This window comes from Vibrio sp. Isolate24 (assembly GCF_022398215.1).
Classification (GTDB): domain Bacteria; phylum Pseudomonadota; class Gammaproteobacteria; order Enterobacterales; family Vibrionaceae; genus Vibrio; species Vibrio coralliilyticus_A.
Genome location: NZ_JAKEUU010000001.1, coordinates 923,714 through 948,910 on the forward strand (window position 1 = coordinate 923,714; position 25,197 = coordinate 948,910).

General features: G+C 45.4%; 22 protein-coding genes. 14 read left to right on the top strand and 8 right to left on the bottom strand.

The features are described 5' to 3' along the window. The first annotated feature begins 89 nt into the window (after positions 1-89). Complete coding sequence (locus L1D23_RS04080) at positions 90-1,010, top strand: M14 family metallocarboxypeptidase (protein ID WP_239864372.1); 921 nt, start codon at positions 90-92, stop codon at positions 1,008-1,010. Here the strand turns inward: L1D23_RS04080 and L1D23_RS04085 are convergent. Continuing rightward, complete coding sequence (locus L1D23_RS04085) at positions 1,005-1,793, bottom strand: helix-turn-helix transcriptional regulator (RefSeq protein WP_239836110.1); 789 nt, start codon at positions 1,791-1,793, stop codon at positions 1,005-1,007. The genes L1D23_RS04080 and L1D23_RS04085 overlap by 6 nt on opposite strands. 99 nt (positions 1,794-1,892) lie before the next feature. Here L1D23_RS04085 and L1D23_RS04090 point away from each other — a divergent pair, with 99 nt between their 5' ends. From L1D23_RS04090 to L1D23_RS04100, 3 genes are all read left to right on the top strand, one after another. Beyond that, positions 1,893-2,792: a DMT family transporter gene (locus tag L1D23_RS04090; RefSeq protein ID WP_239864375.1), complete on the top strand. Its 900-nt coding sequence runs from the start codon at positions 1,893-1,895 to the stop codon at positions 2,790-2,792. Positions 2,793-2,974: 182 nt separating this feature from the next. Next, positions 2,975-3,739, top strand: coding sequence for a DeoR/GlpR family transcriptional regulator (locus L1D23_RS04095; RefSeq protein ID WP_239836108.1), 765 nt, complete (start codon positions 2,975-2,977; stop codon positions 3,737-3,739). A 145-nt stretch (positions 3,740-3,884) separates the two neighbouring features. Then, on the top strand, positions 3,885-4,607 hold the full coding sequence (locus L1D23_RS04100) for a LuxR family transcriptional regulator (protein ID WP_239864376.1): 723 nt from the start codon (positions 3,885-3,887) through the stop codon (positions 4,605-4,607). 289 nt (positions 4,608-4,896) lie between these two features. On the opposite strand, the gene L1D23_RS04105 is transcribed toward L1D23_RS04100, so the two are convergent. Then, the gene (locus L1D23_RS04105) at positions 4,897-6,714 is read right to left on the bottom strand and encodes a hybrid-cluster NAD(P)-dependent oxidoreductase (protein WP_239864377.1); all 1,818 of its coding nucleotides are present in this window, start codon (positions 6,712-6,714) and stop codon (positions 4,897-4,899) included. A gap of 493 nt (positions 6,715-7,207) precedes the next feature. On the opposite strand from L1D23_RS04105, the gene pyrC reads away from it, so the two are divergent. After that, positions 7,208-8,236, top strand: coding sequence for a dihydroorotase (pyrC, locus tag L1D23_RS04110; RefSeq protein ID WP_006961262.1), 1,029 nt, complete (start codon positions 7,208-7,210; stop codon positions 8,234-8,236). 52 nt (positions 8,237-8,288) lie between these two features. On the opposite strand, the gene L1D23_RS04115 is transcribed toward pyrC, so the two are convergent. Beyond that, positions 8,289-9,743 (bottom strand): PepSY domain-containing protein, encoded by a 1,455-nt coding sequence (locus L1D23_RS04115; protein ID WP_239864378.1) that lies wholly within the window; start codon positions 9,741-9,743, stop codon positions 8,289-8,291. Positions 9,744-9,872: 129 nt separating this feature from the next. Continuing rightward, complete coding sequence (locus L1D23_RS04120) at positions 9,873-10,226, bottom strand: hypothetical protein (protein WP_239864379.1); 354 nt, start codon at positions 10,224-10,226, stop codon at positions 9,873-9,875. A gap of 340 nt (positions 10,227-10,566) precedes the next feature. Here L1D23_RS04120 and uhpT point away from each other — a divergent pair, with 340 nt between their 5' ends. From uhpT to L1D23_RS04140, 4 genes are all read left to right on the top strand, one after another. Then, the gene (gene uhpT, locus L1D23_RS04125; RefSeq protein WP_095570861.1) at positions 10,567-11,958 is read left to right on the top strand and encodes a hexose-6-phosphate:phosphate antiporter; all 1,392 of its coding nucleotides are present in this window, start codon (positions 10,567-10,569) and stop codon (positions 11,956-11,958) included. A gap of 148 nt (positions 11,959-12,106) precedes the next feature. Further along, entirely contained in the window at positions 12,107-12,718 is a 612-nt protein-coding gene (gene uhpA, locus L1D23_RS04130; RefSeq protein WP_239864380.1) for a transcriptional regulator UhpA, read from the top strand. Further along, the gene (gene uhpB / locus L1D23_RS04135; RefSeq protein ID WP_239864381.1) at positions 12,718-14,229 is read left to right on the top strand and encodes a signal transduction histidine-protein kinase/phosphatase UhpB; all 1,512 of its coding nucleotides are present in this window, start codon (positions 12,718-12,720) and stop codon (positions 14,227-14,229) included. Before uhpA ends, uhpB begins: the two co-directional genes overlap by 1 nt. Before the next feature lie 10 nt (positions 14,230-14,239). Beyond that, positions 14,240-15,559, top strand: coding sequence for an MFS transporter (locus L1D23_RS04140; protein ID WP_239864382.1), 1,320 nt, complete (start codon positions 14,240-14,242; stop codon positions 15,557-15,559). Here L1D23_RS04140 and L1D23_RS04145 read toward each other — a convergent pair. From L1D23_RS04145 to L1D23_RS04155, 3 genes are all read right to left on the bottom strand, one after another. After that, the gene (locus tag L1D23_RS04145) at positions 15,556-15,939 is read right to left on the bottom strand and encodes a cytochrome b562 (protein ID WP_239864384.1); all 384 of its coding nucleotides are present in this window, start codon (positions 15,937-15,939) and stop codon (positions 15,556-15,558) included. The two genes, L1D23_RS04140 and L1D23_RS04145, sit on opposite strands and share 4 nt — an antisense overlap. 79 nt (positions 15,940-16,018) lie before the next feature. After that, positions 16,019-16,762 carry a phosphatase gene (locus tag L1D23_RS04150; RefSeq protein ID WP_239864386.1) on the bottom strand — a complete coding sequence of 248 codons (744 nt, stop codon included), beginning with the start codon at positions 16,760-16,762 and terminating at the stop codon, positions 16,019-16,021. A 48-nt stretch (positions 16,763-16,810) separates the two neighbouring features. Then, a complete protein-coding gene (locus L1D23_RS04155; protein WP_239836097.1) occupies positions 16,811-17,260 on the bottom strand; it encodes an SRPBCC domain-containing protein in 450 nt (149 codons plus the stop codon). A gap of 167 nt (positions 17,261-17,427) precedes the next feature. Here L1D23_RS04155 and L1D23_RS04160 point away from each other — a divergent pair, with 167 nt between their 5' ends. The 5 genes from L1D23_RS04160 (at position 17,428) to L1D23_RS04180 (ending at position 24,688) form a co-directional block, all read left to right on the top strand. Then, entirely contained in the window at positions 17,428-20,304 is a 2,877-nt protein-coding gene (locus tag L1D23_RS04160) for an HD domain-containing phosphohydrolase (RefSeq protein WP_239864387.1), read from the top strand. Positions 20,305-20,648: 344 nt separating this feature from the next. After that, on the top strand, positions 20,649-22,151 hold the full coding sequence (zwf, locus tag L1D23_RS04165) for a glucose-6-phosphate dehydrogenase (RefSeq protein WP_239836392.1): 1,503 nt from the start codon (positions 20,649-20,651) through the stop codon (positions 22,149-22,151). Continuing rightward, positions 22,148-22,864, top strand: a complete 717-nt coding sequence (gene pgl / locus L1D23_RS04170) for a 6-phosphogluconolactonase (RefSeq protein WP_239864389.1) — start codon at positions 22,148-22,150, stop codon at positions 22,862-22,864. Before zwf ends, pgl begins: the two co-directional genes overlap by 4 nt. A gap of 37 nt (positions 22,865-22,901) precedes the next feature. Beyond that, the gene (gene gnd / locus L1D23_RS04175; RefSeq protein WP_239864391.1) at positions 22,902-24,350 is read left to right on the top strand and encodes a decarboxylating NADP(+)-dependent phosphogluconate dehydrogenase; all 1,449 of its coding nucleotides are present in this window, start codon (positions 22,902-22,904) and stop codon (positions 24,348-24,350) included. 200 nt (positions 24,351-24,550) lie between these two features. After that, a complete protein-coding gene (locus L1D23_RS04180; RefSeq protein ID WP_006961277.1) occupies positions 24,551-24,688 on the top strand; it encodes a hypothetical protein in 138 nt (45 codons plus the stop codon). Between the two features lie 44 nt (positions 24,689-24,732). Here L1D23_RS04180 and L1D23_RS04185 read toward each other — a convergent pair whose 3' ends face one another. Continuing rightward, the gene (locus tag L1D23_RS04185; protein WP_019275802.1) at positions 24,733-25,176 is read right to left on the bottom strand and encodes a YtoQ family protein; all 444 of its coding nucleotides are present in this window, start codon (positions 25,174-25,176) and stop codon (positions 24,733-24,735) included. Between the last annotated feature and the right edge of the window lie 21 nt (positions 25,177-25,197).

A 25,197-nucleotide genomic window follows, 5' to 3' on the forward strand; every position in this document is an offset into this window, starting at 1 on the left:
CGGTTATTGGCTGAACTTATATTGATTGCTTCCCCAAAATGGGCGTTTTATGCTGTCGCCCACATCCCATAACAAACATAGGCAAAGTAATGCATAGTTCTTACTCTTACCCTATCGGAACACCAGGCCAAAAATGGCAAGAATCAGAGCGTCAAGCTTGGCGTGAAAAAACCAGTATCAAACGAGAATACCAACAAGAAGTGGTTCCAAAGATTCAAGCCCTACAAGAAAGGTTCGATATCGAACAGTATGGTGCTCTCTCCTACGACCCAAGCCGCTACCCACTTTTTTGCATTAAAAGTAAAAATTGGGACAGTACAAAACCCTTTGTTCTGGTGACAGGTGGGGTTCATGGCTACGAGACCAGCGGCGTTCATGGTGCACTCAAATTTGCTGACACTCAGATGGAAAAATACGCTGAGCACTTCAACATCATCGTCGCACCATGTGTCAGCCCATGGGGTTATGAGACCATCAATCGCTGGAACCCATTAGCGATTGATCCAAACCGCTCTTTCTATGAAAACAGCCCGGCAGAAGAATCCGCCAATCTAAGAGCGCTGGTAGCCTCAATAGGACAAGATGTATTAGTTCATATTGATTTGCATGAAACGACAGACACGGATGAAACCGAGTTCAGACCTGCCCTGGCCGCGCGTGATGGCATTGAGTATATCGAAGGTATGATTCCTGATGGCTTCTACACAGTAGGTGATACTGAAAACCCTCAACCTGAGTTTCAGGCAGCGGTGATTGAGTCAGTTAGAAAAGTGACTCATATTGCTCCCGCTGATGAAAAAGGCGAAATTATCGGCTCAGCCGTTGTACAGGATGGCGTCATCAATTACCCGATGGTAAAACTTGGCCTGTGTGGCGGTGTAACCAACTGCACTTACGGCACCACTACCGAAGTCTATCCTGATAGCCCGAAAGTGACCGATGAAGAGTGTAACGACGCTCAAGTTGCGGCCATCGTAGGCGGATTGGACTTCGTAATCAAAAAGCTATAACAGCTTACTCTTATACTGCTCCGGGGTTTGCCCGGAGTATTTTTTGAACATTGCAATAAACGGGCTGGCTTGATTGTAGCCCAAGGTTAATGCCACTTCTTTTACCGAATGACCCTTTCTCAGTAAATCCATTGAGTATAAATAGCGTACTCTCAGCCTCCACTCAGTAAAGCTCATCCCCAACTCAGACTGACAGTGCCTTGCCAAGGTGCGCTCTGTGGTATGTACCTTCTCAGCCCATTCAGAGAGGCTGGTATTATCAATCGGGTTCTCTTCTACTGCCGCCAATATTCTCGCCAGATATTTGTTGTCTGAAGAAGGCAAAAAGTGATGCTGAGTATCACGAGTTGCCAATTGATCTAAAAGAACTTGCACAAGACGCTTATCTTGATCCGTTTGGGCAACATTAATGTCTCGTTGACGAAAGTCATCGACAATCGATGACACAATCGGCGTAATTTTGATCAAGCTAGTACAGTCTGGAAAATGCGTAGTAAGTTCCTGAGCGATATTCAAGGAACAGTAGGATAGTGGCTTTCTGTTGTAACTAGTGTGCATCACACCTGCTGGAACCCAGATGGCTAAATGGGGGGGAGCAAGAAAACGAGTTCCTTCGGCCTCCATTTCAAGAATACCACCACTGATCAGTTGCACCTGCCCCCATGGGTGGCTATGCATTCGCGTCTCTGTATTGGATAAGAAAGCTTCAAAATTCATAAATACATCTGATGGAGCTTTATCTATTGATAGAGATGGGTGAAGGTGTTTGGCCGATTTTCTCAAATTTGTCTTCCTGTCGCGCCCGATGTCTTTTAAGAGATATCTACAATCATACAGACCTGTCAAACTCACTTCTACTGTTCACTTTGAGATGAGGCTCACATGATCTACTTACTTCCACTACTTACCGTTTTCATCTGGGGAGGGAATTCGATCATCAACAAGATGGCTGCTTCCGTTATCGAGCCTAGTGCGATGAGCTTCTTTCGTTGGTTTTTTGCCATGCTTGTGCTCACGCCTTTTTGCTTACCGAAAGTGATTAAACAATGGCCTATCATCAAACCGTATTTAAGCAAACTCGCATTTCTAGCCATGCTAGGTATGGTGTTAAACCAATCGCTGGGTTATTACGCAGGCCTTACTACGACTGCATCTAATATGGCTTTGATCACCTCATTAGTACCACTTCTCAGTGTATTTATGAGCGTGCCGTTACTCGATAAAAAAGTCTCTCTTCTAAGCATCATTGGTGGTGTCATTTCACTTGCAGGTTTATCTTTTATGCTCGGACAAGGGGACATAGCCTTCTTTTTACATCAAAATGTGACTCAAGGTGATGCATTGATGGTTTTAGCGGCTTGTTGCTACGCAGCTTACTGTGTACTGATAAAACGCTGGAAGATGCCTTTGTCTAACTGGACACTCATCTATATGCAAGGGATCTTTGCAGTCATCATGCTAGCACCTCTTTGGCTTTCTAGTAATCATCTCACTCCTACAAAGGGAGCCTTCTCCCTTATCGCCTACGCCTCCATTGCCGCATCGATTCTCGCGCCTTGGATGTGGGTCAAAGCGATTAATGCTATAGGTGCGGATTCGAGTGCGATGTTCATGAATTTGCTGCCTGTCGTCGCCGTATCATTAGCGGCTACTTTACTAGGAGAAAATATTCAGAGTTACCACCTGATGGGCGGTATTATGGTGATCTCTGGTGTCATCCTGTCACAAGTAAAACGAAAGCCGAAGGTAGAACAAAGTCTACAAAAAGTTAAGCCAGTATGAATGTGCGCCAAAAGCCACAATCGCAACCGAAGCACCCAACTCAAAAATGGATCATTTTTATGTTCGTTTATGTGAACATTTTCTTAAAACGAACCTTAATCAGCCAGTTCCGCTCATAAATCATTGCTTTGCGTTCCTCAAACCGTAGAATTGCTTTATTCCAACAGACAAGGATATTGTTAGTGAAAGCCATCAAGCGTCACCAAGAAATCATCGAGCTGGTGCAAACTCAAGGTTTTGTGAGCACTGATGAGTTAGTCGAGCGTTTTGACGTGAGTCCGCAAACCATTCGTCGTGATCTCAACGAACTCGCTGATGAAAACAAAATTCGCCGAAATCATGGCGGGGCGACGATCGCCTCCAGTTCCGAGAACTCCTCTTATCAAACTCGCCAAATTTCCTATCAGAAGGAAAAAGGCCAAATTGCGCTGGAACTGGTCAAGCACATCCCTGATGGCGCAACCTTATTCATTGATATTGGTACGACCCCGGAAGCAGTCGCCCGTGCCCTGCTAGGAAAACATCATAACCTACGCATCGTAACCAACAATATCAATGTAGCAACAATTCTAATGTCTAAACCTGATTTCAAGGTTATTCTAGCCGGCGGTGAAGTTCGCGGTAAAGACGGAGGTGTCACAGGTGAAGCAACCCTCGATTTCATCTCTCAGTTCCGCCTAGATTTTGGCATTCTAGGTATTTCAGGCATTGACTATGACGGCTCATTACTCGACTTCGACTATCACGAAGTTCGTGTCAAACGTGCAATTATTGAAAACAGCCGCTCAGTATTTCTAGGCGTAGACCACAGTAAATTTGGCCGTAATGCTATGGTGAAGCTAGGCACTATCGCTGATGTTGATCTCATTATTACCGATAGAAAACCACCAAAAGAAATAGAGTCCTACGCCAAAGAAAACGACACTGTTCTTCAAGTTGTAAAATAAAGAAAAGGCGCATATCGCGCCTTTTTCTATTCTTGTCACTAATATGCTTAAAAATTCCCCACTCTCACTTTTAACGTGAGAAAAATATTACATAACTCGAATGTAATTTGTTATAAGTAATAAAAAGCGGCGTTAATAGCACTAAATGAAAGAAATTTTACGTCTGATAGATAACTACCAAACCATTGATTCTATTGACTCAATGGTCAAATTGCTGGATCAGTTAAACACGATTGTAAACAGCGAGTATTTTGTACTTGGTGTATCGTTTGACCCACATATTAAAAATGGTCGATTTATCGTTGTAGATAACTTTCCGGATGAATGTCGTAAAGATTCATGCAATCTTGAATTAATGTATGTTGATCCTATTTGCAATTTTGGCGCATCAAACTGTATGCCTAGCGTTTGGGAATCAGCCAAACAAATAGATGTTCACAGCCAGGCGCTTTATTCCTTATCGCATATTCAAGGAATAGAGCAAGGTATCAGTATCCCCATTCATGGATTAAATGGTGAAGTGGGTATTCTTAGTTTCGCCACATCAGACGTTATTGCTCACCCCGCTAATCCTGATGCATTACTGTTTACTCAGTTGATTATCCCGCTCATTGTACAGAACTTACCGCACTTGCCTTTGACTTCACAAACTAAGCACTCTCAAGCGATGTTAACTAACAGGGAAATTGAATGCCTGACTTGGGCCGCCGATGGAAAAAGTGCTTTAGAAATTGCAGAGCTCGTTGATTGCACTGAACGAACCGTTAAGTTTCACCTGAGTAATGCGTGTAAGAAACTCGGAGCGACCAATCGCTGCCAAGCGGTGACAAGAGCCCTACTCGGTGGGCATATTAAACCACATCAATAAGGGAAAGTAGTCTCCTCTACTTTCGTTCTAAATAATCAGAGCCGATTTGATTGGCTATGTCTATATTTTTCGCTCTAATCCACCATTTAGTATCAAGTTTAATACAAAACCTGTCCGATCGGACAGTTACACTATCCTATTGTTTTTAATATCATTATATCACTGAGTTACGACACGTCAGTTGGCTCAGACTGATGAATACGATCCAAATACAAATGAAACAAAGTATTCACACTAAAAAAAGCCCCGAATCATTGATTCGGGGCTTTTACCTTTTATAGAGCTAGGTTTAGTTCACCACTTCAATATCCGTTTCAGGGATACAACAACATGCTAAAGCAACACCCATGTTTTTTTCGTGATCTTGTAGTCCTGGAACATCAGGTTGGTGAACTTTGCCTGACTCAACCGTCACCTTACATGCACCACACAAACCAGCGCGGCAGCTATGAGCAATAGCTATCCCGGCATCTTCCGCTTGCTCTAACAACGGCTTTTGGTTATTGCCGGTAAAGATGTTGCCATTAACACTTAACTGAAGCTCTTTAAGTGGTTGCAGATTGGTTTGAGAAACACCGAACGCTTCTTGGTGATAGCACTCCTCCGGTAACCCTTTCTTCAGCAAGAGAGTTTTCGCCTGTTCCATAAAGCCATCAGGTCCGCATACAAAGATCTGTCTTTGCTCAACATTTTCGATCTGCTTTAAGTGCGCGCTAGTCAAACGCCCTTTTAAGCCGAACCAATCCACTGGCGGCTGAGACAATGCGATCAAGACTCTCAATCCAGGGTGTTGACGTTTGTAGCTATCCAACTCTTCTTTGCATGGGATATCTTCAATGCTACGACACTGGTGATAAAAGGTGACATCATCAGCCTGATCGTGATCAGAGAGGTACCTCAACATGGACAGCATAGGGGTCACACCACTCCCCGCAGACAAGAGCAAAATGGGTTGATCGTGTTTGTCTCCAAGGTGGAAGCTGCCATCAGGGTTTTCACACGCTAACGTATCACCGACTTTCAGATTGTCGTTCAGCCAGTTGGAAACTCGCCCACCATCAATACGTTTGACAGAAATAGCCAACCGCCCAGGCCTTGAAGGACTGGAAGAGAGCGTATAGCGACGCGCGACTTTTTCACCATCGATATCAACTGAAATCGGTAAGTGCTGACCGGGTTGGTAGACAGGAGCCGTGCCGTGTTCTGGCTCTAGCCAAAATGTCACAAAGTCACGAGCAATCTCTTCACGTTCAACACACGTCATCACCAATTTTTCCGGAGTGTTGTCTGGATAGAACTCTTTCTCTTTGTACTCAAGGACTTCCACCACATCTCCCTGGCGAATCATACCTTCATTCTTAGCGACTAAGTTTTGACCGAAGAAAACGCCACCTCGCTCGTTCGCTCGAAACTGAGACAGTGTGTTGAGTGGCTCTTTGCTTGGTCTGAATTCACCTTTGTCAACGTCGACCGTTGTCAGGATGCAGCGTTCACACGCTTTAACCGCTTCAAACTCCACTTCTCCAATACGGATTCGCTTCCAGCTATCTTCCTCAAACGCCTCAGTCGTAGAAACAATCAGGTTGGCACGGAATTGGTCCATAGAATGTTGTTCAGGGCTGCGGCGGTTTAGTTCGTCCAAAGAACCCTGACCAATCACAAGCATTGGATAACCGTCGGCAAAGCTGACATTACCCCCAACTTTCTCTCGTACTCGCTTTGATTGCTCGCCTGAAAACAGCAGCTCTACTCTCTGTTGCAAGACATCGCTAAACCAGTCGTCCGCTTCGTCCGTTGTGGTATACGCGGTGAAATTATCTTTCCATACCTGAGCAGGGGCTTCCTGCATTTTAAAATCGGCGTACTTTAAGCGAAGCGGCGGTTTGCCTTCAGCAACAAAGATTAAACCATCTGGCGTCAAGCTCGACTGAACTTTAACCATATGCGGATATTTACGTGCCGTCACCATGGAGCCATCGGACAAAGCAAGCATAAAGCGACGGTCAAACATCAGGCCTTGCTTTTCTACCCAAGCAGAAGATTGGCTGATACCGCCTAAGGATTTAACTGGGAAAATGTTGAGTTGAGACAGAGTTGGAGCTGACATTGCTATTCCTGAGCGTTGTTATTTGCTGCAATTATACCCGACTATCTAACAAGATGTTTCACCAAGATGCGCGTACCGATCAGAAAATCGACTCAGCATTTTATCAAAAATGCAATGAAGGCTAAAGCGACGCAATGAAGATGTCGAAATATGTTTTGTCTTGAAAACTGTTAACACCCCACTCCCTTATGTAAGAATCCATTAAATTAACTTGTTCTAATATACCACCTCGCTAGTATGGATTTACCGCACTATCCCATATGCGGTACTCCAAACATTGTTGTGTTGTATAACGGAATATGAAAATCCGATATTTCAGGGTTAACGGATTAGCCCTTTTCTTTCATCCAACCCACTTCAAAAGTAAAAAACAGATGCATTAAAAGGCACTTTGCACTATCATCCTGTCGCCTAAGCGTAAGCGTTTGCCTTCACAGTTTTCGTTGATGCTTAGGCTCCAATCAGACAACTTATTATTATGGTGGGAGCAATAATGACAACACTTACGATCACTCGTCCTGACGACTGGCATGTTCACTTACGCGATGGTGATGTTCTAACAGATACCGTCCGCGACATCAGCCGCTACAATGGTCGAGCGCTAATCATGCCAAACACAGTCCCACCAGTTACCGACACTGAAATGGCACTCGCTTATCGTGAGCGCATCATGGCAGAAAAACCAAGCGAACAATTTGAGCCCTTGATGGCGTTGTATCTGACGGATAACACTTCACCCGATGAAATTCGCAAAGCAAAAGCTTCAGGTAAAGTGGTGGCGGCCAAGCTCTACCCTGCTGGTGCAACAACCAACTCTGATTCTGGTGTGACTTCTGCTAAAAACATCTACCATGTGCTTGAAGCAATGCAGGAAGTTGGCATGCTACTTCTGGTCCACGGTGAAGTGACGACTCATGATGTCGATATTTTTGACCGTGAAAAAGAGTTTCTAGATACGGTTTTGGCGCCCATCGTCAATGATTTCCCAGAATTGAAGATCGTACTTGAGCACATCACAACGGCAGATGCGGCCACTTTTGTTAAAAACGCCAACGATAATGTTGCAGCAACCATCACAGCTCACCACCTGCTATACAACCGCAACCACATGTTGGTTGGTGGAATTAAACCTCACTTCTATTGTCTGCCGATTCTTAAGCGCAACACCCACCAAAAAGCGCTGATTGAAGCTGCAACTAGCGGTAGTAAGAAGTTTTTCTTAGGTACAGATTCCGCTCCTCATGCGAAAGGTATGAAGGAAGCAGCATGTGGCTGCGCTGGTTCATATACTGCTCACGCAGCGTTAGAGCTTTATGCAGAAGTGTTTGAGCTTGAGGGTAAGTTAGAGAACCTTGAAGCATTTGCGAGCCACAATGGCCCAGACTTCTATGGTCTACCTCGAAACTCAGATACCGTAACGCTCACTAAAGAAGAATGGGCAGTGGCAGAATCAATGCCATTTGGTCAGGACATTGTCGTACCAATTCGCGCGGGTGAGACTATCGACTGGTCAGTAAAGTAACCGAGCCATACGTGAATCAGGCCACCAATAGGTGGCCTTTTTTGTTGTGGTACTAGGATGCTGACGTTTCCATTTTCTGCCGGAAAACAAACCAATCAATCACACCAAAGAGCACGATAGTCACCGCTGCTAGCGGGAAAAAGACTGCAACCATAGCGAGTGTAATGGCTCCTACCTTCCAGATACCATCACTTTCAAAGCGAGGCGGAATACCGACTCGAGTCTTGCCTGATGGCCTTCTGATCCACCACATCACAATACCAGTGATGGAAATAGAGATGAACGCCACACAAAACAAAACATTGAGTATCTTGTTCACCACGCTGACATCCCCTTGGTGCAAAGACACGCCTGCTGCCATAAATTTAGCGAACAAACTGTAGTCTTCCCATGTCACATCCACCAACACTTCACCTGTGTACTGGTCTATGTGAGTGGTTTTGTCTTTTCTCGGATCGCTAATGTCGCCCGCCATAGAATTCGCTGCTAGCGTATACACACCCGTTTCAGACTGAGGTAAAAAGAGATTGAACTGAGTAAAACCAAGGCGTTGTGCTTGCTCGACTATCGAATCGATGCTGATACTCTGACTGATATCATACGAGCTATGTTCATGATGAGCATGATCTTCGCTACCATGAGCATGCCCCTTAGATTCAGGTAACGGAGCCTGTTCTAAGCTCCATGGCATTTCTTCCTCACTACCGTGGTTGAGGTCAGCGTGAGTCAGCAGTGACTCTGGCTTATCGCCCCAAGTGTAGTAAGTAGGAAACGTATTCCACGCCTGAACCAGCTTGCTGCCCCAAACGCCCGCCCAAGCCAAACCTGAGATGACAAAAAACAGCAACACAACCGACAACACACCACCCAAGTTCGCGTGCAGATCGCGCATCAAGATGCGTGTACCCGATGTAAAACGCACTTTCAGAAATCCCGCTTTACTTGCCTTGTCCCGTGGTAACCATAAATAGATGCCCGTTACCAAAAGTAAGATACTCAAGCTAGCAGAGACTTCGATTAAGTAATCACCCCATTGACCAATCAACAAGGTTCCGTGGATTTCATTCGCAAGCTGATACCAGCTGTCACTGCGATCTATTTCACCTAATACCTGACCACTATAGGGATTCACGGTGGCAAACACCGAGGTGCCATCTTCCAGACGTACACTGAACTTATTGACCAGGTTGGTTTCAGCAGCAGGGATATACTGAGTAACCTGCCCAGATGGATAACTAGCTTGAACACTCTCTAGTTGCTGAGACACAGGAACTTTTGAAGATTCAGGCATAACAACCAACTCATCCTGATATCGAGCTTGTTCGATTTCATCATCAAACAGCATGACAAGCCCTGTCAGGCTGAGCATAAGCATAAATGGGATGACATAAAGGCCTGCATAAAAGTGCCAGCGCCATGTCATAAAGTAGCGTGATTTGATTCGAGCCTTCTCTGAAGATAGGCGTGAAGATTCCTTAGGTGAAGTCTGAGTTTGACTACCCAACATTACAATTTCCTTTTTATTGCGCGCAGCAAAACCATTCGGGTTCAATCCGAATGGATCATTCAATAGTGTTTGCTGAACGTAGACTTTACAGTGAGGCGCTATGCCTTATTTAATAATTTTATTTTTATATCAAGCAATAAACAAAGGCGGCGCACGTGGGAGTGCAAGCTGATAGCGAACGCTTAGAGCCAAAAAAGCATACGCTTCATCACGCACATACGTCTGTCGTGTAAAGTAAGGTGGTGTTGGAAGTGAATCCTGATGGAAAGAGGAAAAGTGACTGAATGGACAAGGCTTACCGTGCTGAGTTTCCGGTTTACCTTCTTCGACCTGAACCAGCTCGAAACCGTTGATGGTACATAACGTTGCCCAAACTCCAGCGTTTGAGCCATGCGCATTTATGACCGGCATCAGAGAAACGAGCAGCCAACTCAGGGCACTCGCCAATAACATCGTCCGGTTAAAATTCGTTGCGCGTAACATGATCACTCTCGATTTGTTCGCTGTAACTATATAACGTGAAATTAACAAACTCAGCCAGTTGTGCTGCAAAACATAAGCTTAGTCATAACTTTTCTACAAAAAGAACAATAACTAACCGAAACGAGTCCAATCAATCATGTGACACTATTCACGAAACACTCACTAACCAACTCGATCTAGGAAATTTTCCTAATCCGCCTAGGAGCATCTCTCAAGCCACAACGCACCACGATGAATACACTTAGCGCCATCGATTTACTCCTGACTGCCTGTCAGCTAAATCAACCGAATTTTTTATTTGCTTTGCCCAACGGGCTAAGCTGGGCTCTAAGGATTCACTATGTTGAAATTTCTAGAACAAGTGCGCAAACCAACGCTGGACCTGCCAGTCGAAGTTCGCCGAAAAATGTGGTTTAAACCCTTTTTACAATCTTACTTAGTTGTATTCATTGGCTACATGACCATGTACCTGATCCGTAAGAACTTCAATATCGCTCAGAACGATATGATCTCCACTTACGGCCTATCAATGACCGAGTTAGGTATGATTGGCCTTGGCTTTTCGATTACTTACGGCATTGGTAAAACTGTGGTGTCTTATTACGCCGATGGCAAAAACACCAAGCAGTTCCTACCCTTCATGTTGATCCTTTCGGGGCTTGCCATGCTGGGTTTCAGTATGAGCATGGGAGGCGGTAGCATCAGCCTATTCCTCATGATCGCATTTTATGCGTTAAGTGGTTTCTTCCAGAGTACTGGCGGCCCTTCTAGCTACTCAACCATCACCAAGTGGACACCACGTAACAAGCGCGGCTCATACCTTGGTCTGTGGAATATGTCGCATAACGTTGGTGGTGCGGGCGCGGCAGGTGTCGCTTTATTTGGCGCGAATTACCTATTCGATGGTCACGTGATTGGTATGTTCATCTTCCCATCTATCATCGCTTTGATTGTAGGTTTTATTGGCATGCGTTTTGGTAGCGACTCTCCAGAAGCCTATGGTTTGGGTAAAGTGGAAGAGCTATTCGATGAAGCTGTCAGCGAAGAAGACAATGCCGCGGAAGAGCAGCAAATGTCTAAGCGAGAAATCTTTGTTGAATATGTACTGAAAAACAAAGTGATCTGGCTACTGTGTTTCGCCAACATTTTCCTTTATATCGTGCGTATTGGTATCGACCAATGGTCAACGGTTTATGCCTACCAAGAGCTTGGTCTATCTAAAGAAGCGGCAATTTCTGGTTTCACCTTATTCGAAGTGGGTGCACTGGTCGGTACATTAATGTGGGGCTACTTGTCAGACTTAGCTAACGGTCGCCGTGCGCTTGTTGCTTGTGTATCACTTGGCTTGATTATTGTGTCACTCGAGTTCTACCAACATGCCACCAGCGAGTTCATGTATCTAGCGTCACTGTTCGTATTAGGCTTCCTTGTATTTGGTCCTCAGTTGCTGATTGGCGTTGCAGCCGTTGGCTTTGTACCGAAGAAAGCCATCAGTGTTGCTGACGGTGTGAAAGGCACATTTGCGTACCTGATTGGTGATAGCTTCGCGAAACTTGGTCTGGGTATGATTGCAGACGGCACGCCTATTTTTGGCCTGACGGGTTGGCAAGGTACTTTTGCTGCACTGGATACTTCTGCGGCTATCTGTATCGGCTTACTTGCTTTTGTCGCCATCGCTGAAGAGAAGAAGATTCGTAAAGCTAAGAAACAGCTCGCTCAAGTAAACGCTTAATACCCCCAGTTAGCGCTATCTAATACTCGCTGTTTAGCCTGAATCAGTGAGATATAGATGGCGCTTTCTTTAGTTCCAAACGCTATTTGCCTATTAGTACACTTAACGGTACCTTACCCCGCATTCTACCTTGCTTTGGATAATTGCCATGATTAATGTTGCTCTCGTTGATGATCACGTCATCGTTCGATCCGGTTTTGCCCAGCTTCTAAGTCTGGAAAGTGACATTAACGTCGTTGGTGAATTCAACTCAGTGTCCGATGCCAAACAAGGCTTGCCAGGCAGCGGTGCTAATGTGTGCATTACCGATATATCAATGCCTGATGAAAGTGGACTGAGTTTACTTGAGTCGCTCCCCTCTGGCATCGCCTGCGTCATGCTGAGTGTCCATGACTCGCTAGCGATGGTAGAAAAAGCCCTTGAAGCAGGGGCTCTTGGGTATTTGACTAAACGATGTAGCCCGGAAGAGCTGGTTCAAGCTGTGCGAACCGCATCCACTGGCGGCTGCTATTTAACCCCAGAAATCGCCTTGAAGTTGGCCTCTCCTAAAGCAGCAACCGCTTCATTAAGCCAGCTAACTAAGCGGGAGAAACAAGTCTGTGAACTGCTCGCGACGGGGATGGATGTAAAGTTAGTGGCCAACCAGCTCGGCCTGAGCCATAAGACGGTTCACGTCCATCGTGCCAATGCGATGGACAAACTCGCGGTCAAAAACAATGTTGAATTAGCTAAGCTGTTCAGTCAGGAAATCCCGCTCTAATGCGCAACTACCTGATCACTTCTGCCTGTGCTTGGTTCATTACCCTGTGTAGTTGGTTTTGCTTATGGGTCATTTCTTATTACTTCGTTAATGATGCTGAGCTGGCAATTCTCTTTTTCCCCTTCGCCTTGCGACTGGGCGTGACATTACATACTGCCAAGAAGCATTGGCCTGCAATTTATGCAGCAGAATGGCTGCTAACGATATCTCTTGCGTTATTGTTAGACCAGCCTCAATGGCTTACCGTTTTAGCGGCCAGTGCCGCCAGTATTCCAGTCACCGCGATGGCGATGCGATTTAACTATGGTGCGCAATCTCAGCGATTGCTGGTTCAAGCGGCTGTGATTATTGTGTCGTCGCTGATCAATGTTGCTGCTGTGAGTAGTCACGTTGAGTCAACCAGCTTAGTTTGGCTGGTTAGTGTCACTGGTGGACTCATGCTGGTCCCGACCTGCTATCTGGTCTGGAACTACCTGTTTCAAAGTACTTGGTTACCTCTAACCTCCAATTTGATCAGTCAGCCGATTCAATTCAATATAAAGCCGATTATCCTATTTATCGCCCTTTTCTCTGTCAGTATTGCCCTGCAAATAGGACTACCCGATGAATTGCGACGTTTTGCCCCGTTTTGTTTGGCAATCCCCATTATCCTGCTGGCTTTTCGTTATGGCTGGCAAGGCGCTATGCTGGGTACCTTACTCAACAGTATTGCTTTGATCGCAGCACGTAGTGGGGTTTCTCAACTTGAAATCACCGACCTTCTACTATCAATTACAGCACAAACACTAACGGGGATCTTGCTAGGCGTCGCTGTACAGCGCCAGCGAGATTTAAACCAAAAATTACGCCATGAATTAAGCCGCAACCAGAATTTATCGCGCCAGCTCGTCAAAGCGGAAGAGTCCGTACGTCAGGAGGTCGCACGCGAACTACATGATGAAATAGGCCAGAATATTACTGCTATCCGCACCCAAGCCAGCATCATTAAACGAGTCGAAAATCCACAGATGAGTGCCAATTGCGCCACCACCATCGAATCTTTATCACTGAATGTTTATGACACCACTAAAGGGCTGTTGACTCGCCTCAGACCCAAAGCACTGGATGATCTTGATCTGGTCGAAGCTCTGCAACAGTTAGTTCGCGAAATGGAGTTTGAGCAGCAAGGCGTTGAAGTCTCGTTCAAGCTAGAAGGTAGGCACGTATCTACGTTAAGCGATGCGACCAGTGCAACCTTGTATCGGATATGTCAGGAAGCCCTCAATAATGCACAAAAGTACGCTCAGGCAAGCCGTTTAGAGATTGATATCAAACTGGGAGACGAAGTCGAACTCAAGATTCAAGACAACGGCATTGGATTCAAACTACAGGACAGCCAAAAAGGCTTTGGCTTAAAAGGTATGCAAGAGCGTGTGCAAGCACTCGGTGGGCGATTTAATATTCGCAGCCATAGCCAGCATGAATCAGAGCAGCATGGTACTTCTATTCGTGTCGAACTACCGGGGATTTGAGGTGTAGCTTATGTCCGACTCTATCGCTCGACCTAATCACACTACCCACGAGATGCAATCGACTTACCAGTACTGGCGGCTGCATATCATGGTCGGTATGTATCTCGGCTATGCCGGCTTTTACTTCACCCGCAAGACGTTTAACTATGCGACCCCTGCTTTGATCGCAGACCTAGGTTTAGACAAAAGTGACATAGGTTTGATGGGCACGTTCTTTTATCTGACCTACGGCTTGTCTAAGTTCATTTCCGGCATCGTTTCAGACCGGTCTAATCCACGCTATTTCATGGGGCTTGGATTAATTGCGACAGGCATCATTAACATTCTGTTTGGCTTATCCAGCTCACTCTACGCGCTGTTTACGCTTTGGGTACTCAATGCCTGGTTTCAGGGCTGGGGTTGGCCTTCCTGTTCAAAACTTCTCACAACATGGTATTCACGCTCTGAACGCGGTTTCTTCTGGGCTATCTGGAATACGGCTCACAACGTGGGCGGAGCCTTAATCCCTCTTGTCGTCGGTTATATGGTGCTGCATTACAGCTGGCGAGAAGGCTTTGTTATTCCGGGGATTATTGGTGTCATCATCGGGCTGTTTCTCTGTTGGAGACTGAGAGACAAACCGATCACCATGGGGTTACCCACCATTGGCCGATGGAAAAACGACAAGCTTGAGCTGGCACAAGAGAACGATGGTATTGGTCTGAAACCCCACCAAATTCTACGTACCTATGTCCTAAACAACAAATATATTTGGTTGCTGGCGTTTAGCTACGTGCTGGTGTACATCGTTCGAACAGCAGTCAATGACTGGGGTAATATCTACCTTACCGAACAGCACGGTTTCGACTTGATCAACGCAAATGCCGCTTTATCCTTGTTTGAAATCGGCGGCTTTATCGGTTCTTTGGTTGCAGGTTGGGGGTCAGATAAATTGTTCGGTGGTAATCGTGGCCCAATGAACCTGATTTTTGCGATGGGAGTCTTCTTGTCAGTGGCCGCTTTGTGGCTAATGCCAGTGACGAATTTTGCTTTTCAGGCCGCTGGATTTTTTGCCATTGGATTCTTTGTGTTTGGACCACAAATGCTGATTGGTATGGCCGCTGCAGAGTGTTCGCACAAAGACTCAGCGGGTGCAGCAACGGGCTTTGTCGGTCTATTTGCTTATATGGGAGCAGCATTGGCAGGCTACCCTATGGCTATCATTATGGAGCATTTCCACTGGACTGGTTTTTTCGTCACCATTTCGATCTGCTCAGCGGTTATTGGACTGTTACTTCTGCCCTTCTTGCAGGCACAATTCAGCAACAGTCCAAATCAAACATCAATTTAGCCGAATAGCTTACTCCAGATGCTTGGGTTACGTTTGTCGTGATATTCAATGCGAAGCTCATCGACCTGACGTAAAGACTCTTTTGCCGACGCCATATCGCCAGCGTCCAATTGCGCTTCTACCTTATCCAACGCACCTGATAGCTTATTGAAACCTTCAAAGTAGATATCAAACTTTTCTGGTGGGTAGTCACCACGCTTTGATTGCTCTACCAGTTCAGACAGGTTAGTCACCGCTGTCTTCATTTCGGTAATTTCAGTTGCTTCAGCAGCGTGTTTAAATTCAACTTTCATTTGCTTCATTGTTGCTTTCAGGTCGAAGTCCGACGCAAAAGCCTGTACCGATACCATCAGTACCAGAGCTGGAATTAACTTTCTCATTGTATTGTTCTTATCTTGGAATAGGAGGGGAAAGTGTACTGAATTCAGTCAGCACACTTGAGATGAAAATTGTATCAACTTATAAATTGACGTACTCCTCGATAGGAGCTCGGCCTCTCAGCTCAAGGAAATTGAGAAATTGTCGAGTAGAATGGGTGATCACTTTCTCTTGATCTATACCAATCGTATCAATCAGTTGCGACACTAGATCTAAATTACCAACATCCTCGCAGAAATGAGCATCACTACCTGTGGTAAAATACACTCCCAGTTTTTTACCAATCTGGGCGATTTCGCAGCAACGTTCAACACTTCCCACTCTGCTGTTACCTTTCAATGTGGTGTTGTTGATTTCGATTGCTACGTTGTGCTCTCTGGCACACGCTAGAACCGATTCAAAATCAAAGTCGAAGTTCGGATTGCCTAGATGCCCCAGAGCATCAACTCGACCGCTGCGAATAGTATTGATGAGGGCTTCAGTGTGCACGTCTTTACTAGAGGGACGAAATACAGGCTCATGGAAGCTGGCGATAGCCCAATCAAGATTGGCCTCTGTAGAAGAATGGATATCGACTTCACCTTGAATGTTGAGGATATTGGATTCAACACCACGAATCACCGCAACGCCTTCAATGAATCGAGGCAGCACCCGTTGATTTGAGAAGAACCAGTAATGGGGAGCTCCCGGCATAGATTCAGCGTGATCAGTGGTACAAAACATGTGTAGGCCATTTTTCTTCGCCAATCGAGCATTCTCAATCAAGGTGCTATAAGCATGACCACTGGCATACGTATGAGTATGAGTATCAACAACAAGCTTCATAAAGACAATTTACCTAAGTCTCGTAAAAATTTGATCTACTTTACCAGCCTACGGCTTCTGTTGCTCACATATTACTTTTATCAATGGTAACGCTTTTTGCCAGCCACTATTGAACATGCTGACAAAATCAGGATGAGTTTCAATTGTCACTTTCAGTAATACTGAGTTTTCCAGAGGTGTAATCTGATAGCTTTCTTTACTACCAATCCACTTTTTGGCCGAGTCACTGTCTATATCTTGAATATGCTCCGGGTTAAAGATTGCAATATGATGATATTCAATTACTTTGTGCTCTTCGATCCGATCTATCACCGCTCTTGTCCCACCTAATTCAGGGTCAAAAAACGAGACATGACTCCCTTCTAACCACTCGCCTTCAAATTGAGACTGGGGTGAAAATGCCCTTGCCCATTGTGAATACAGCTCCACCTCTGTGAGCACTTTCCAGATAACGCTTGGCGTTGCCGCCACTTCTATCTGATAGTTTAATGTTAACATCCCGTTTCTTCCCTCAATTACACCTCTAATAGTTATAGTCGATTCAGTGATATATTACCTTTATAAATCATAAAACTAACGACTGCCCTATCACTAAATTAACGACAATTTTTGCATGATTCGCATATTGACCAATACTTAATAAGTGATTTGTTATTGGGTGATACATGAAGAAACGTCGCTATTCGTTAAGTATCCATATTACGAGCTTATTTTTAGTCCTGACGACTTTAGTCGGTACTGTGCTCATTGCCATAAGTTATCGTCACTCTCAAGAGCTACTCACCGTCAGCGCCAAAGAGCTGAGTAGCGAAAATAGCCGTAAGCTAGAGTCAACTTTCAAGGTACGCGTAGGGCCAATCCTTACTACTCTAGACTTTATGGCTCTCAGCGCAGCCATTGATCAACGACAAGCCCCGATTAAAGTTAAACGATTCCTTTCATCGTTAGATTTAATATTCAAAAGAAATCAAGGTGTTGTTGCGCTTTTCTATGCTAACGAACAAGGTGAATTCACCATGCTTCGTTCGCTTCGTGATGATAAAACACGAGAACGATTCGGGGCGCCACCGACAGCCAGCATGATGATTAACTTTACTAAGCCAAGTGGCTTAAATGAGTTTCACTTTTTAGACAGTAAACATAGAAAGGTCGGCTACAAAAAGACCCATGATAATGAATTTGATCCTAGAGTGAGGCCGTGGTTCGTAAATGCAGACCCAGATGGCGATATTCGCCTCACTGAGCCATATTTTTTTTACTTTCTCAAAACCAACGGCGTAACTTTATCGCGCCGCTCTGCGGATGGAGGAAAAGTCGTAGCGGCGGATTTCACGCTTTCTTCTCTATCACAACAACTTAGTGAGATAGGCTTTTCCGGCAAAACGAAACTGATCCTGTTTGACAACCAGTTCCGAGTGCTCGCCCAGCACCAGGCGAATGTCGATCTAACTCAAGAGAAGGACCAAATACAGACACAGCTTGAAGACAGCTTGTTTGCCCCTATCTTAGACCGCCATAGTAGTCAAACACTCTACGAGCCCGTCGTCCATGACGGTCAAAACTGGTCAGTGACACTCACTCCTGTTGTGCTCAACGAACACGTGCGTCTTTTATTGGCAGAAGCTACACCACAGGAAGATTTACTAATGAATCTTCTTTCCATGCGCGACAGGCAAATCACGGTCGCAATGGCGATGCTCGCACTGAGTTTTATTGTGGTTTGGATTGTTGCCAACAGACTGGCGACACCATTACAAAACTTGGTGCTGCTGACAGATAACATTGCACGCTTCGATTTCAAAAAAACTCGCTATCCTAAGAGTGTTATCAATGAGGTCGCAAATCTTACGGAATCCATCGAACTGATGGAGCATACTCTGCATGATCTGCTGAGATTACTCAGAGAGACAGCAAGTAATCAGGATTTCTCTCTCTTAGCAAAAACCATTACTCACCAAAGTTACCTTGTCACACGAGCCGAAACCATCATTCTGTACACGCACTCTGATAAGAAAAATACCTTCGACATGGCCGCAAACCACGCCATTATTCCTTTTAAAATTGAGCTGAATGAGTTTCTGACTGAAACCGCTTGGTTAGAAACAGATTTACGCCGAGGTGAAATCGTGCACCTCAACCGAAGTGATAACGCTCTCAGCCCACATAAGGATATTTTCTACAACTCTGATATTTACTTCTTCCCGCTACTTAATCGGGACAAACAACTAGTGGGTATTCTGCTACTCGGTTACGAAAGAGCCATCACCAAGGAACAGAGTGATAAACACGCTTTCCTCAAAGAGCTGTTAAGCTTTGCAGAAATCGCCAAGGAAAACATTGATCAAATGCAACAGCAAAAAGATATGCTGAATGCGTTTATCGAGCTGATTGCCTCATCAATAGATACCAAGTCTCCATATACAGGTAGCCACTGTCAGCGCGTCCCAGAGCTGACTAAAATGCTCACTCAGGTTGCTCAGGATGATGACCATTATTTCCCCCAGTTTGAAATGGATAAAAAGCAATGGGAAGAGCTACATTTAGCCGCATGGCTGCATGACTGTGGCAAAGTGACAACACCAGAATATGTCATCGATAAAGCGACCAAACTCGAAACCATTTATGACCGTATCCATGAAATTCGAATGCGCTTTGAGCTCCTTAAAACACAAGCTGAAGTTGACTACTGGCAAGGACTGTATAACGGCGGCAGTGCGACCGAACTAAAGCATACGTTGAAGGAAACACATAGAACCTTAGACGAAGAGTTTCAGTTTATTGCTAACTGCAATGTCGGCAGTGAGCAGATGGAAGAATCGGCCATTGAGCGTCTTAAGACTATCGCTCAAAGACAATGGAAACGCACCTTAGACGATCAAGCCGGTGTTTCTTGGGTCGAAAAACAACGAGCTGGCGAACCCGCTGTATTACCCGTTATGGAGCCCTTATTAGGTGATAAGCCAGTTCATCAAATCCCATGGACTCAGGGCGAAAGCCCGCAAGATGTTTGGAAAGAGAACTTTGTCCTTCAACCAGGAAAACTTAAATACAACCGCGGTGAGCTATATAACCTTTCTATTCGCTATGGCACTCTAAACGATGAAGAACGATTTATCGTCAACGATCACATCATTCAAACCATTACCATGCTTGGCCGTCTGCCTTACCCAGAACACCTCAAAAATATCCCAGAAATAGCAGGCGGACATCATGAACGTATGGATGGCAAAGGCTACCCCAGAGGTCTCAGTGAAGAACAACTCTCTATCCCCGCTCGAGTTATGGCTATTGCCGATGTTTTTGAGGCCCTCACATCCAGCGATAGACCTTACAAAAAAGCCAAAAGCCTCGCTGAGTCACTCAATATCATGACGCACATGGCAACCTCAGGCCATATTGATCCTAAGCTCTATTTATTATTCTTAGAGCATGAAATCGATCAAAGTTACGCTGAGAAGTTCTTAGCGCCAGAGCAGATCGTTCCCGTTGAGCGTGAAGAACATATGCAAACCGTCAAAGCGCATCTGAAAACCTTGTTCTAACGCAGCAAGAAACCTTGCAATAACGTCTTAAAATTAGAGTTTTAACTCCATACAGGAGTTCTTCTCACCATTCCCAATAAGTTATATATAATCAATGACCTAGCATTATTATTAATCAATATTTAATCGATTGCCTTCACAAAGGTTGATGTATATCAAAGACTCATAGACAATACGCTGCCGAATTGAGATTTATCTCTATAGCTCAAGAAGGTTAAGGTTTTGGCTATCAAACTAATAGACATCACCAATTATCAATTTTGAAGTCCCGTTGATAGGGTTGGCTCTTCGAGTCGCCAGCATTGACGGCACATGATAACTACCTCGTTTCTAAGGGAAAGATGATGGTAATACCAGAAAACAGCAGCATCGTTATTTTTGGTGCTTCGGGCGACTTAACCTATCGTAAGTTGATCCCTGCTTTATACCACCTTTACGCGAGTAAGCAGCTTCCAGAAAACTTCGCTATTCTAGGCGTTAGCCGCACCGAATACAGCGATGAGTCTTACCGCGAAAAACTGAAGCACTCACTTCAGGAAATGGAAAAAACTGAGCCTGCAACGCTAGATGCATTCATTAACCACCTGCACTACCAAGCGATCAACACCTCTGAAACCGCAGACTACAGCAAACTGGTTACCCGTCTTGACCAATTGTCGGAGCAATACAACTTCGAACAGCGCAACACTCTATTCTATTTAGCAACACCACCGAGTTTATATAGTGTGATTCCAGCCAGTCTCGCAGCCCATGGTTTAAATAATGAAGATGAAGGTTGGAAACGTCTAATCATCGAAAAACCATTTGGCTATGATCTTGAATCAGCACAAAAGCTCGATAAAGAAATTCACGAACACTTCCAAGAGCATCAAATCTACCGTATCGACCACTACTTAGGTAAAGAAACGGTTCAAAATTTATTAGTTTTCCGCTTTTCTAACGCTATGTTCGAGCCGCTCTGGAACCGCAACTTCATTGATTACGTAGAAATCACAGGGGCGGAATTCTTAGGCGTCGAAGAACGTGGCGGCTACTACGATGGCTCTGGTGCGGTGCGTGATATGTTCCAGAATCACTTACTGCAAGTCCTCGCCATGGTAGGGATGGAGCCACCAGCACAGATCAATGCTGACTCTATGCGTGATGAAGTCGTCAAAGTACTGCAATGTCTTAAGCCCTTAGATGAAGAAGCACTGCGTAATGACCTAGTGCTTGGTCAATACACGGCTTCTGACGTTCGTGGGGAGCACCTTATTGGTTACCGTGAAGAGAATGGCGTCGCTGACGATTCACGAACTGAAACCTACATCGGCTTGAAAGCGTACATTAACAATTGGCGCTGGAACGGCGTACCATTCTATGTACGTACTGGTAAACGATTGCCAACACGCGTAACAGAAGTGGTTATCCACTTTAAGAACACACCGCATCCAGTGTTTGGTCAAAATGCACCTGAAAACAAGCTCATCATTCGTATCCAACCGGACGAAGGCATCCAGATGAGCTTTGGCCTTAAGGAACCAGGTGCTGGCTTTAAAGCCAAAGAAGTGAAAATGAACTTCTCTTACAATGATTTGGAAGAGACTCAGATGCTAACCGCGTATGAGCGTTTACTACTTGATGCTTTGAATGGCGATGCTACCCTATTTGCGCGTACTGATGCGGTTGAAGCCTGCTGGCAATACGTTCAGCCAATTCTCGACTTTAAACAAGATCCACAGGCACTATTTGGCTATGCCTGTGGTACATGGGGCCCTAAAGAAGCGGATGATCTACTTCAGCGCGCTAACCGAGCTTGGCGTTTCCCATGTAAGAACCTAACAGATACGGACTACTGCGAACTATGATCAACCATAAGATCTTCCCAACAGCAGAACAGGTGGTAGAGAGCTTAGCGAACGACATGAAAGCGTTCAGCGAACTAGGTCGCCCTGTTCATATTTCACTGTCTGGCGGCAGCACACCTAAGATGCTGTTCAAGCTACTAGCGACAGAAACATACGCAACCTCAATCGAGTGGAACAACCTACACTTCTGGTGGGGTGACGAGCGCTGTGTCGCACCTGACGACGCTGAAAGTAACTTCGGTGAAGCAAATACTTTGCTTTTCAGCAAAGTCGAACTGCCAGCAGACAACATTCACCGCATCCGTGGTGAAGAAGAGCCAAAAGCAGAAGCAGAGCGCTTCGCGAAAGAAATGGCAGATGTGATTCCAACTGAGAACGGCACACCTGTTTTCGATTGGATTCTGCTAGGCGTCGGTGCAGATGGACACACAGCATCACTGTTCCCAGGTCAAACTGATTATCAAGACGAGAACCTAGCGGTATTGGCTTCTCATCCTGAATCAGGCCAGATTCGTGTTTCTAAGACGGCAAGAGTTTTAGAAGCCGCTAAACGTATCAGCTATCTTGTACTTGGTGCAGGCAAAGTTGACATCGTAAACGAAATTCATACTACTCCGGCAAGCGAGCTGCCATATCCAGCTGCGAAAATCCAGTCTAAAGCTGGTGAGACCGAGTGGTACTTAGATTCAGACGCAGCAGCAAAAATCGCGTAATGCGAGCGTCCATTTTTAGAGAAATTGGAGAGAAATAATGAAAGGTGATATCGGTGTAATTGGCCTAGCGGTAATGGGTCAAAACCTTATCCTGAACATGAACGATCACGGCTTTAAAGTGGTTGCTCACAACCGTACTGCTGCGAAAGTAGACGAATTCCTAGAAGGCCCAGCAAAAGGCACTAACATCGTTGGTGCTTACTCTCTGGAAGAGCTAGTTGAGAAGCTAGAAGCGCCACGTAAAGTGATGCTAATGGTTCGCGCGGGCGACGTCGTTGACAAGTTCATCGAAGCACTTGTCCCTCTGCTAGACAAAGGCGACATCATCATTGATGGTGGTAACACTAACTACCCAGACACAAACCGTCGTGTTGCTGCTCTTCGTGAGAAAGGCATCCACTTCATCGGTACGGGTGTTTCTGGTGGTGAAGAAGGTGCTCGTTTTGGTCCTTCTATCATGCCAGGTGGCGCAGCTGAAGCTTGGGAAGCGGTTAAGCCTATCTTCCAAGGTATCTCTGCAAAAACTGACGCTGGCGAACCTTGTTGTGACTGGGTTGGTAACGACGGTGCTGGCCACTTCGTTAAGATGGTTCACAACGGCATCGAATACGGCGACATGCAGCTGATCACTGAAGCGTACCAGTTCATGAAAGATGGCCTTGGTATGTCTGCAGACGAAATGCAGGCAGTATTCGCTGACTGGAACAAGACTGAGCTAGACAGCTACCTTGTTGAAATCACAGCGGACATTCTTGGCTACAAAGATGAAGACGGTGAACCACTAGTAGAGAAGATCCTAGACACTGCCGGCCAAAAAGGTACAGGTAAATGGACAGGTATCAACGCGCTAGACCTAGGTATTCCACTGACGCTAATCTCTGAGTCTGTATTCTCTCGTTGCCTATCTGCACTAAAAGATCAACGTGTTGAAGCGGAATCTCTATTCGGCAAGACAATCACGCCAGTTGAAGGTGATAAGCAAGAGTGGGTTGGTGCACTTCGCCAAGCTCTACTGGCTTCTAAGATCATCTCTTACGCTCAAGGCTTCATGCTAATGCGCGAAGCATCTAACGAGAATGGTTGGGACCTAAACTACGGTAACGTAGCGCTAATGTGGCGTGGTGGATGTATCATCCGCTCTGCATTCCTAGGTAATATCCGTGATGCGTACGAAGCAAACCCAGACATCGCGTTCCTAGGTTCAGATGACTACTTCAAAGGCATCCTGCAAAACAGCCTAAGCGCATGGCGTAAGGTTGCAGCTAAGTCGCTAGAAGCAGGTATCCCAATGCCTTGTACTATCTCTGCACTGTCGTTCCTAGATGGTTACACTACAGCGCGTCTGCCAGCGAACCTACTTCAAGCTCAACGTGACTACTTCGGTGCTCACACTTATGAGCGTACTGATCGTCCACGTGGCGAGTTCTTCCACACCAACTGGACAGGAACAGGCGGCGACACTGCATCTACTACTTACGACGTATAGTTCAGCTTAAAGGGGATTAGTACGGTATTTTGTAATACCCGAAACTCCTACTACAATTAAGACGTTATGGAGGATGTTAGCCTAGCTCGCATCCTCTATTTTTTGAAACCTACAACAAGGAGTCGTGTGAGTTTACACAACGACATTGGTGAATTGCTTAACCTGGATGGTTTATAACAATCTAAATTGAGGTTCTTGAAATGACTATTAATAAGTACTTTGTCTTTGTTCCTTCTATTGAAGAAGCTAAAGCGAAAAAGGAAAGTGAAGTGGTAAAAACTAAGGAAGCTCAACGTCAGGCATTAGTAAAACAGGCGCAGCAACAAGGCGGACTGTAAAGGCTAGGTTTCAGTAAAAAGAGCGCCGTTGTGGCGCTCTTTTTTTATTTTTGGCTCGTGACGTATTTTAGAAGCTCAACAACATGTTCTGGTGATTCCGCCCACGCCATTGCCGCAGCATCGACCTCTTTAAGCGGGTGAATCAAAGACTCATCGTGAAGCGTTATATACGGCTTATCAAGTGCCGCTAACATGCCTGCATCAAATGCGGCATTCCACTGGCGATATTTATCACCAAAGCGCACCACGCCAATGTCACACTGTTTGATAAGAGTAGACGTTCGAATGGCGTTGACTTTGGACGATTGGTGGTCACGCCAAAAGCCTGATTCATTCTCTCTGAGTACGTCACCCGCTGCATCGCTGGAGTCGTGATCGGTATTCGCAGAATAGAATTCAATATTCAGATCTAACTTCTGAGCACCTTCCACAATACGCTCGCGCCAATCGGTATGAATTTCACCGCTAAGATAGACTTTCCAAATCATCACATTGTTTCCTTTTGATTG

Bases quoted from the DNA above. Each gene is read 5' to 3' on its own strand.
- L1D23_RS04080 (WP_239864372.1), top strand. From the start codon at position 90: ATGCATAGTTCTTACTCTTACCCTATCGGAACACCAGGCCAAAAATGG.
- L1D23_RS04090 (WP_239864375.1), top strand. From the start codon at position 1,893: ATGATCTACTTACTTCCACTACTTACCGTTTTCATCTGGGGAGGGAAT.
- L1D23_RS04100 (WP_239864376.1), top strand. From the start codon at position 3,885: ATGAAAGAAATTTTACGTCTGATAGATAACTACCAAACCATTGATTCT.
- L1D23_RS04105 (WP_239864377.1), bottom strand. From the start codon at position 6,714: ATGTCAGCTCCAACTCTGTCTCAACTCAACATTTTCCCAGTTAAATCC.
- pyrC (WP_006961262.1), top strand. From the start codon at position 7,208: ATGACAACACTTACGATCACTCGTCCTGACGACTGGCATGTTCACTTA.
- L1D23_RS04115 (WP_239864378.1), bottom strand. From the start codon at position 9,743: ATGTTGGGTAGTCAAACTCAGACTTCACCTAAGGAATCTTCACGCCTA.
- L1D23_RS04120 (WP_239864379.1), bottom strand. From the start codon at position 10,226: ATGTTACGCGCAACGAATTTTAACCGGACGATGTTATTGGCGAGTGCC.
- uhpT (WP_095570861.1), top strand. From the start codon at position 10,567: ATGTTGAAATTTCTAGAACAAGTGCGCAAACCAACGCTGGACCTGCCA.
- uhpA (WP_239864380.1), top strand. From the start codon at position 12,107: ATGATTAATGTTGCTCTCGTTGATGATCACGTCATCGTTCGATCCGGT.
- uhpB (WP_239864381.1), top strand. From the start codon at position 12,718: ATGCGCAACTACCTGATCACTTCTGCCTGTGCTTGGTTCATTACCCTG.
- L1D23_RS04140 (WP_239864382.1), top strand. From the start codon at position 14,240: ATGTCCGACTCTATCGCTCGACCTAATCACACTACCCACGAGATGCAA.
- L1D23_RS04145 (WP_239864384.1), bottom strand. From the start codon at position 15,939: ATGAGAAAGTTAATTCCAGCTCTGGTACTGATGGTATCGGTACAGGCT.
- L1D23_RS04150 (WP_239864386.1), bottom strand. From the start codon at position 16,762: ATGAAGCTTGTTGTTGATACTCATACTCATACGTATGCCAGTGGTCAT.
- L1D23_RS04155 (WP_239836097.1), bottom strand. From the start codon at position 17,260: ATGTTAACATTAAACTATCAGATAGAAGTGGCGGCAACGCCAAGCGTT.
- L1D23_RS04160 (WP_239864387.1), top strand. From the start codon at position 17,428: ATGAAGAAACGTCGCTATTCGTTAAGTATCCATATTACGAGCTTATTT.
- zwf (WP_239836392.1), top strand. From the start codon at position 20,649: ATGGTAATACCAGAAAACAGCAGCATCGTTATTTTTGGTGCTTCGGGC.
- pgl (WP_239864389.1), top strand. From the start codon at position 22,148: ATGATCAACCATAAGATCTTCCCAACAGCAGAACAGGTGGTAGAGAGC.
- gnd (WP_239864391.1), top strand. From the start codon at position 22,902: ATGAAAGGTGATATCGGTGTAATTGGCCTAGCGGTAATGGGTCAAAAC.
- L1D23_RS04180 (WP_006961277.1), top strand. From the start codon at position 24,551: ATGACTATTAATAAGTACTTTGTCTTTGTTCCTTCTATTGAAGAAGCT.
- L1D23_RS04185 (WP_019275802.1), bottom strand. From the start codon at position 25,176: ATGATTTGGAAAGTCTATCTTAGCGGTGAAATTCATACCGATTGGCGC.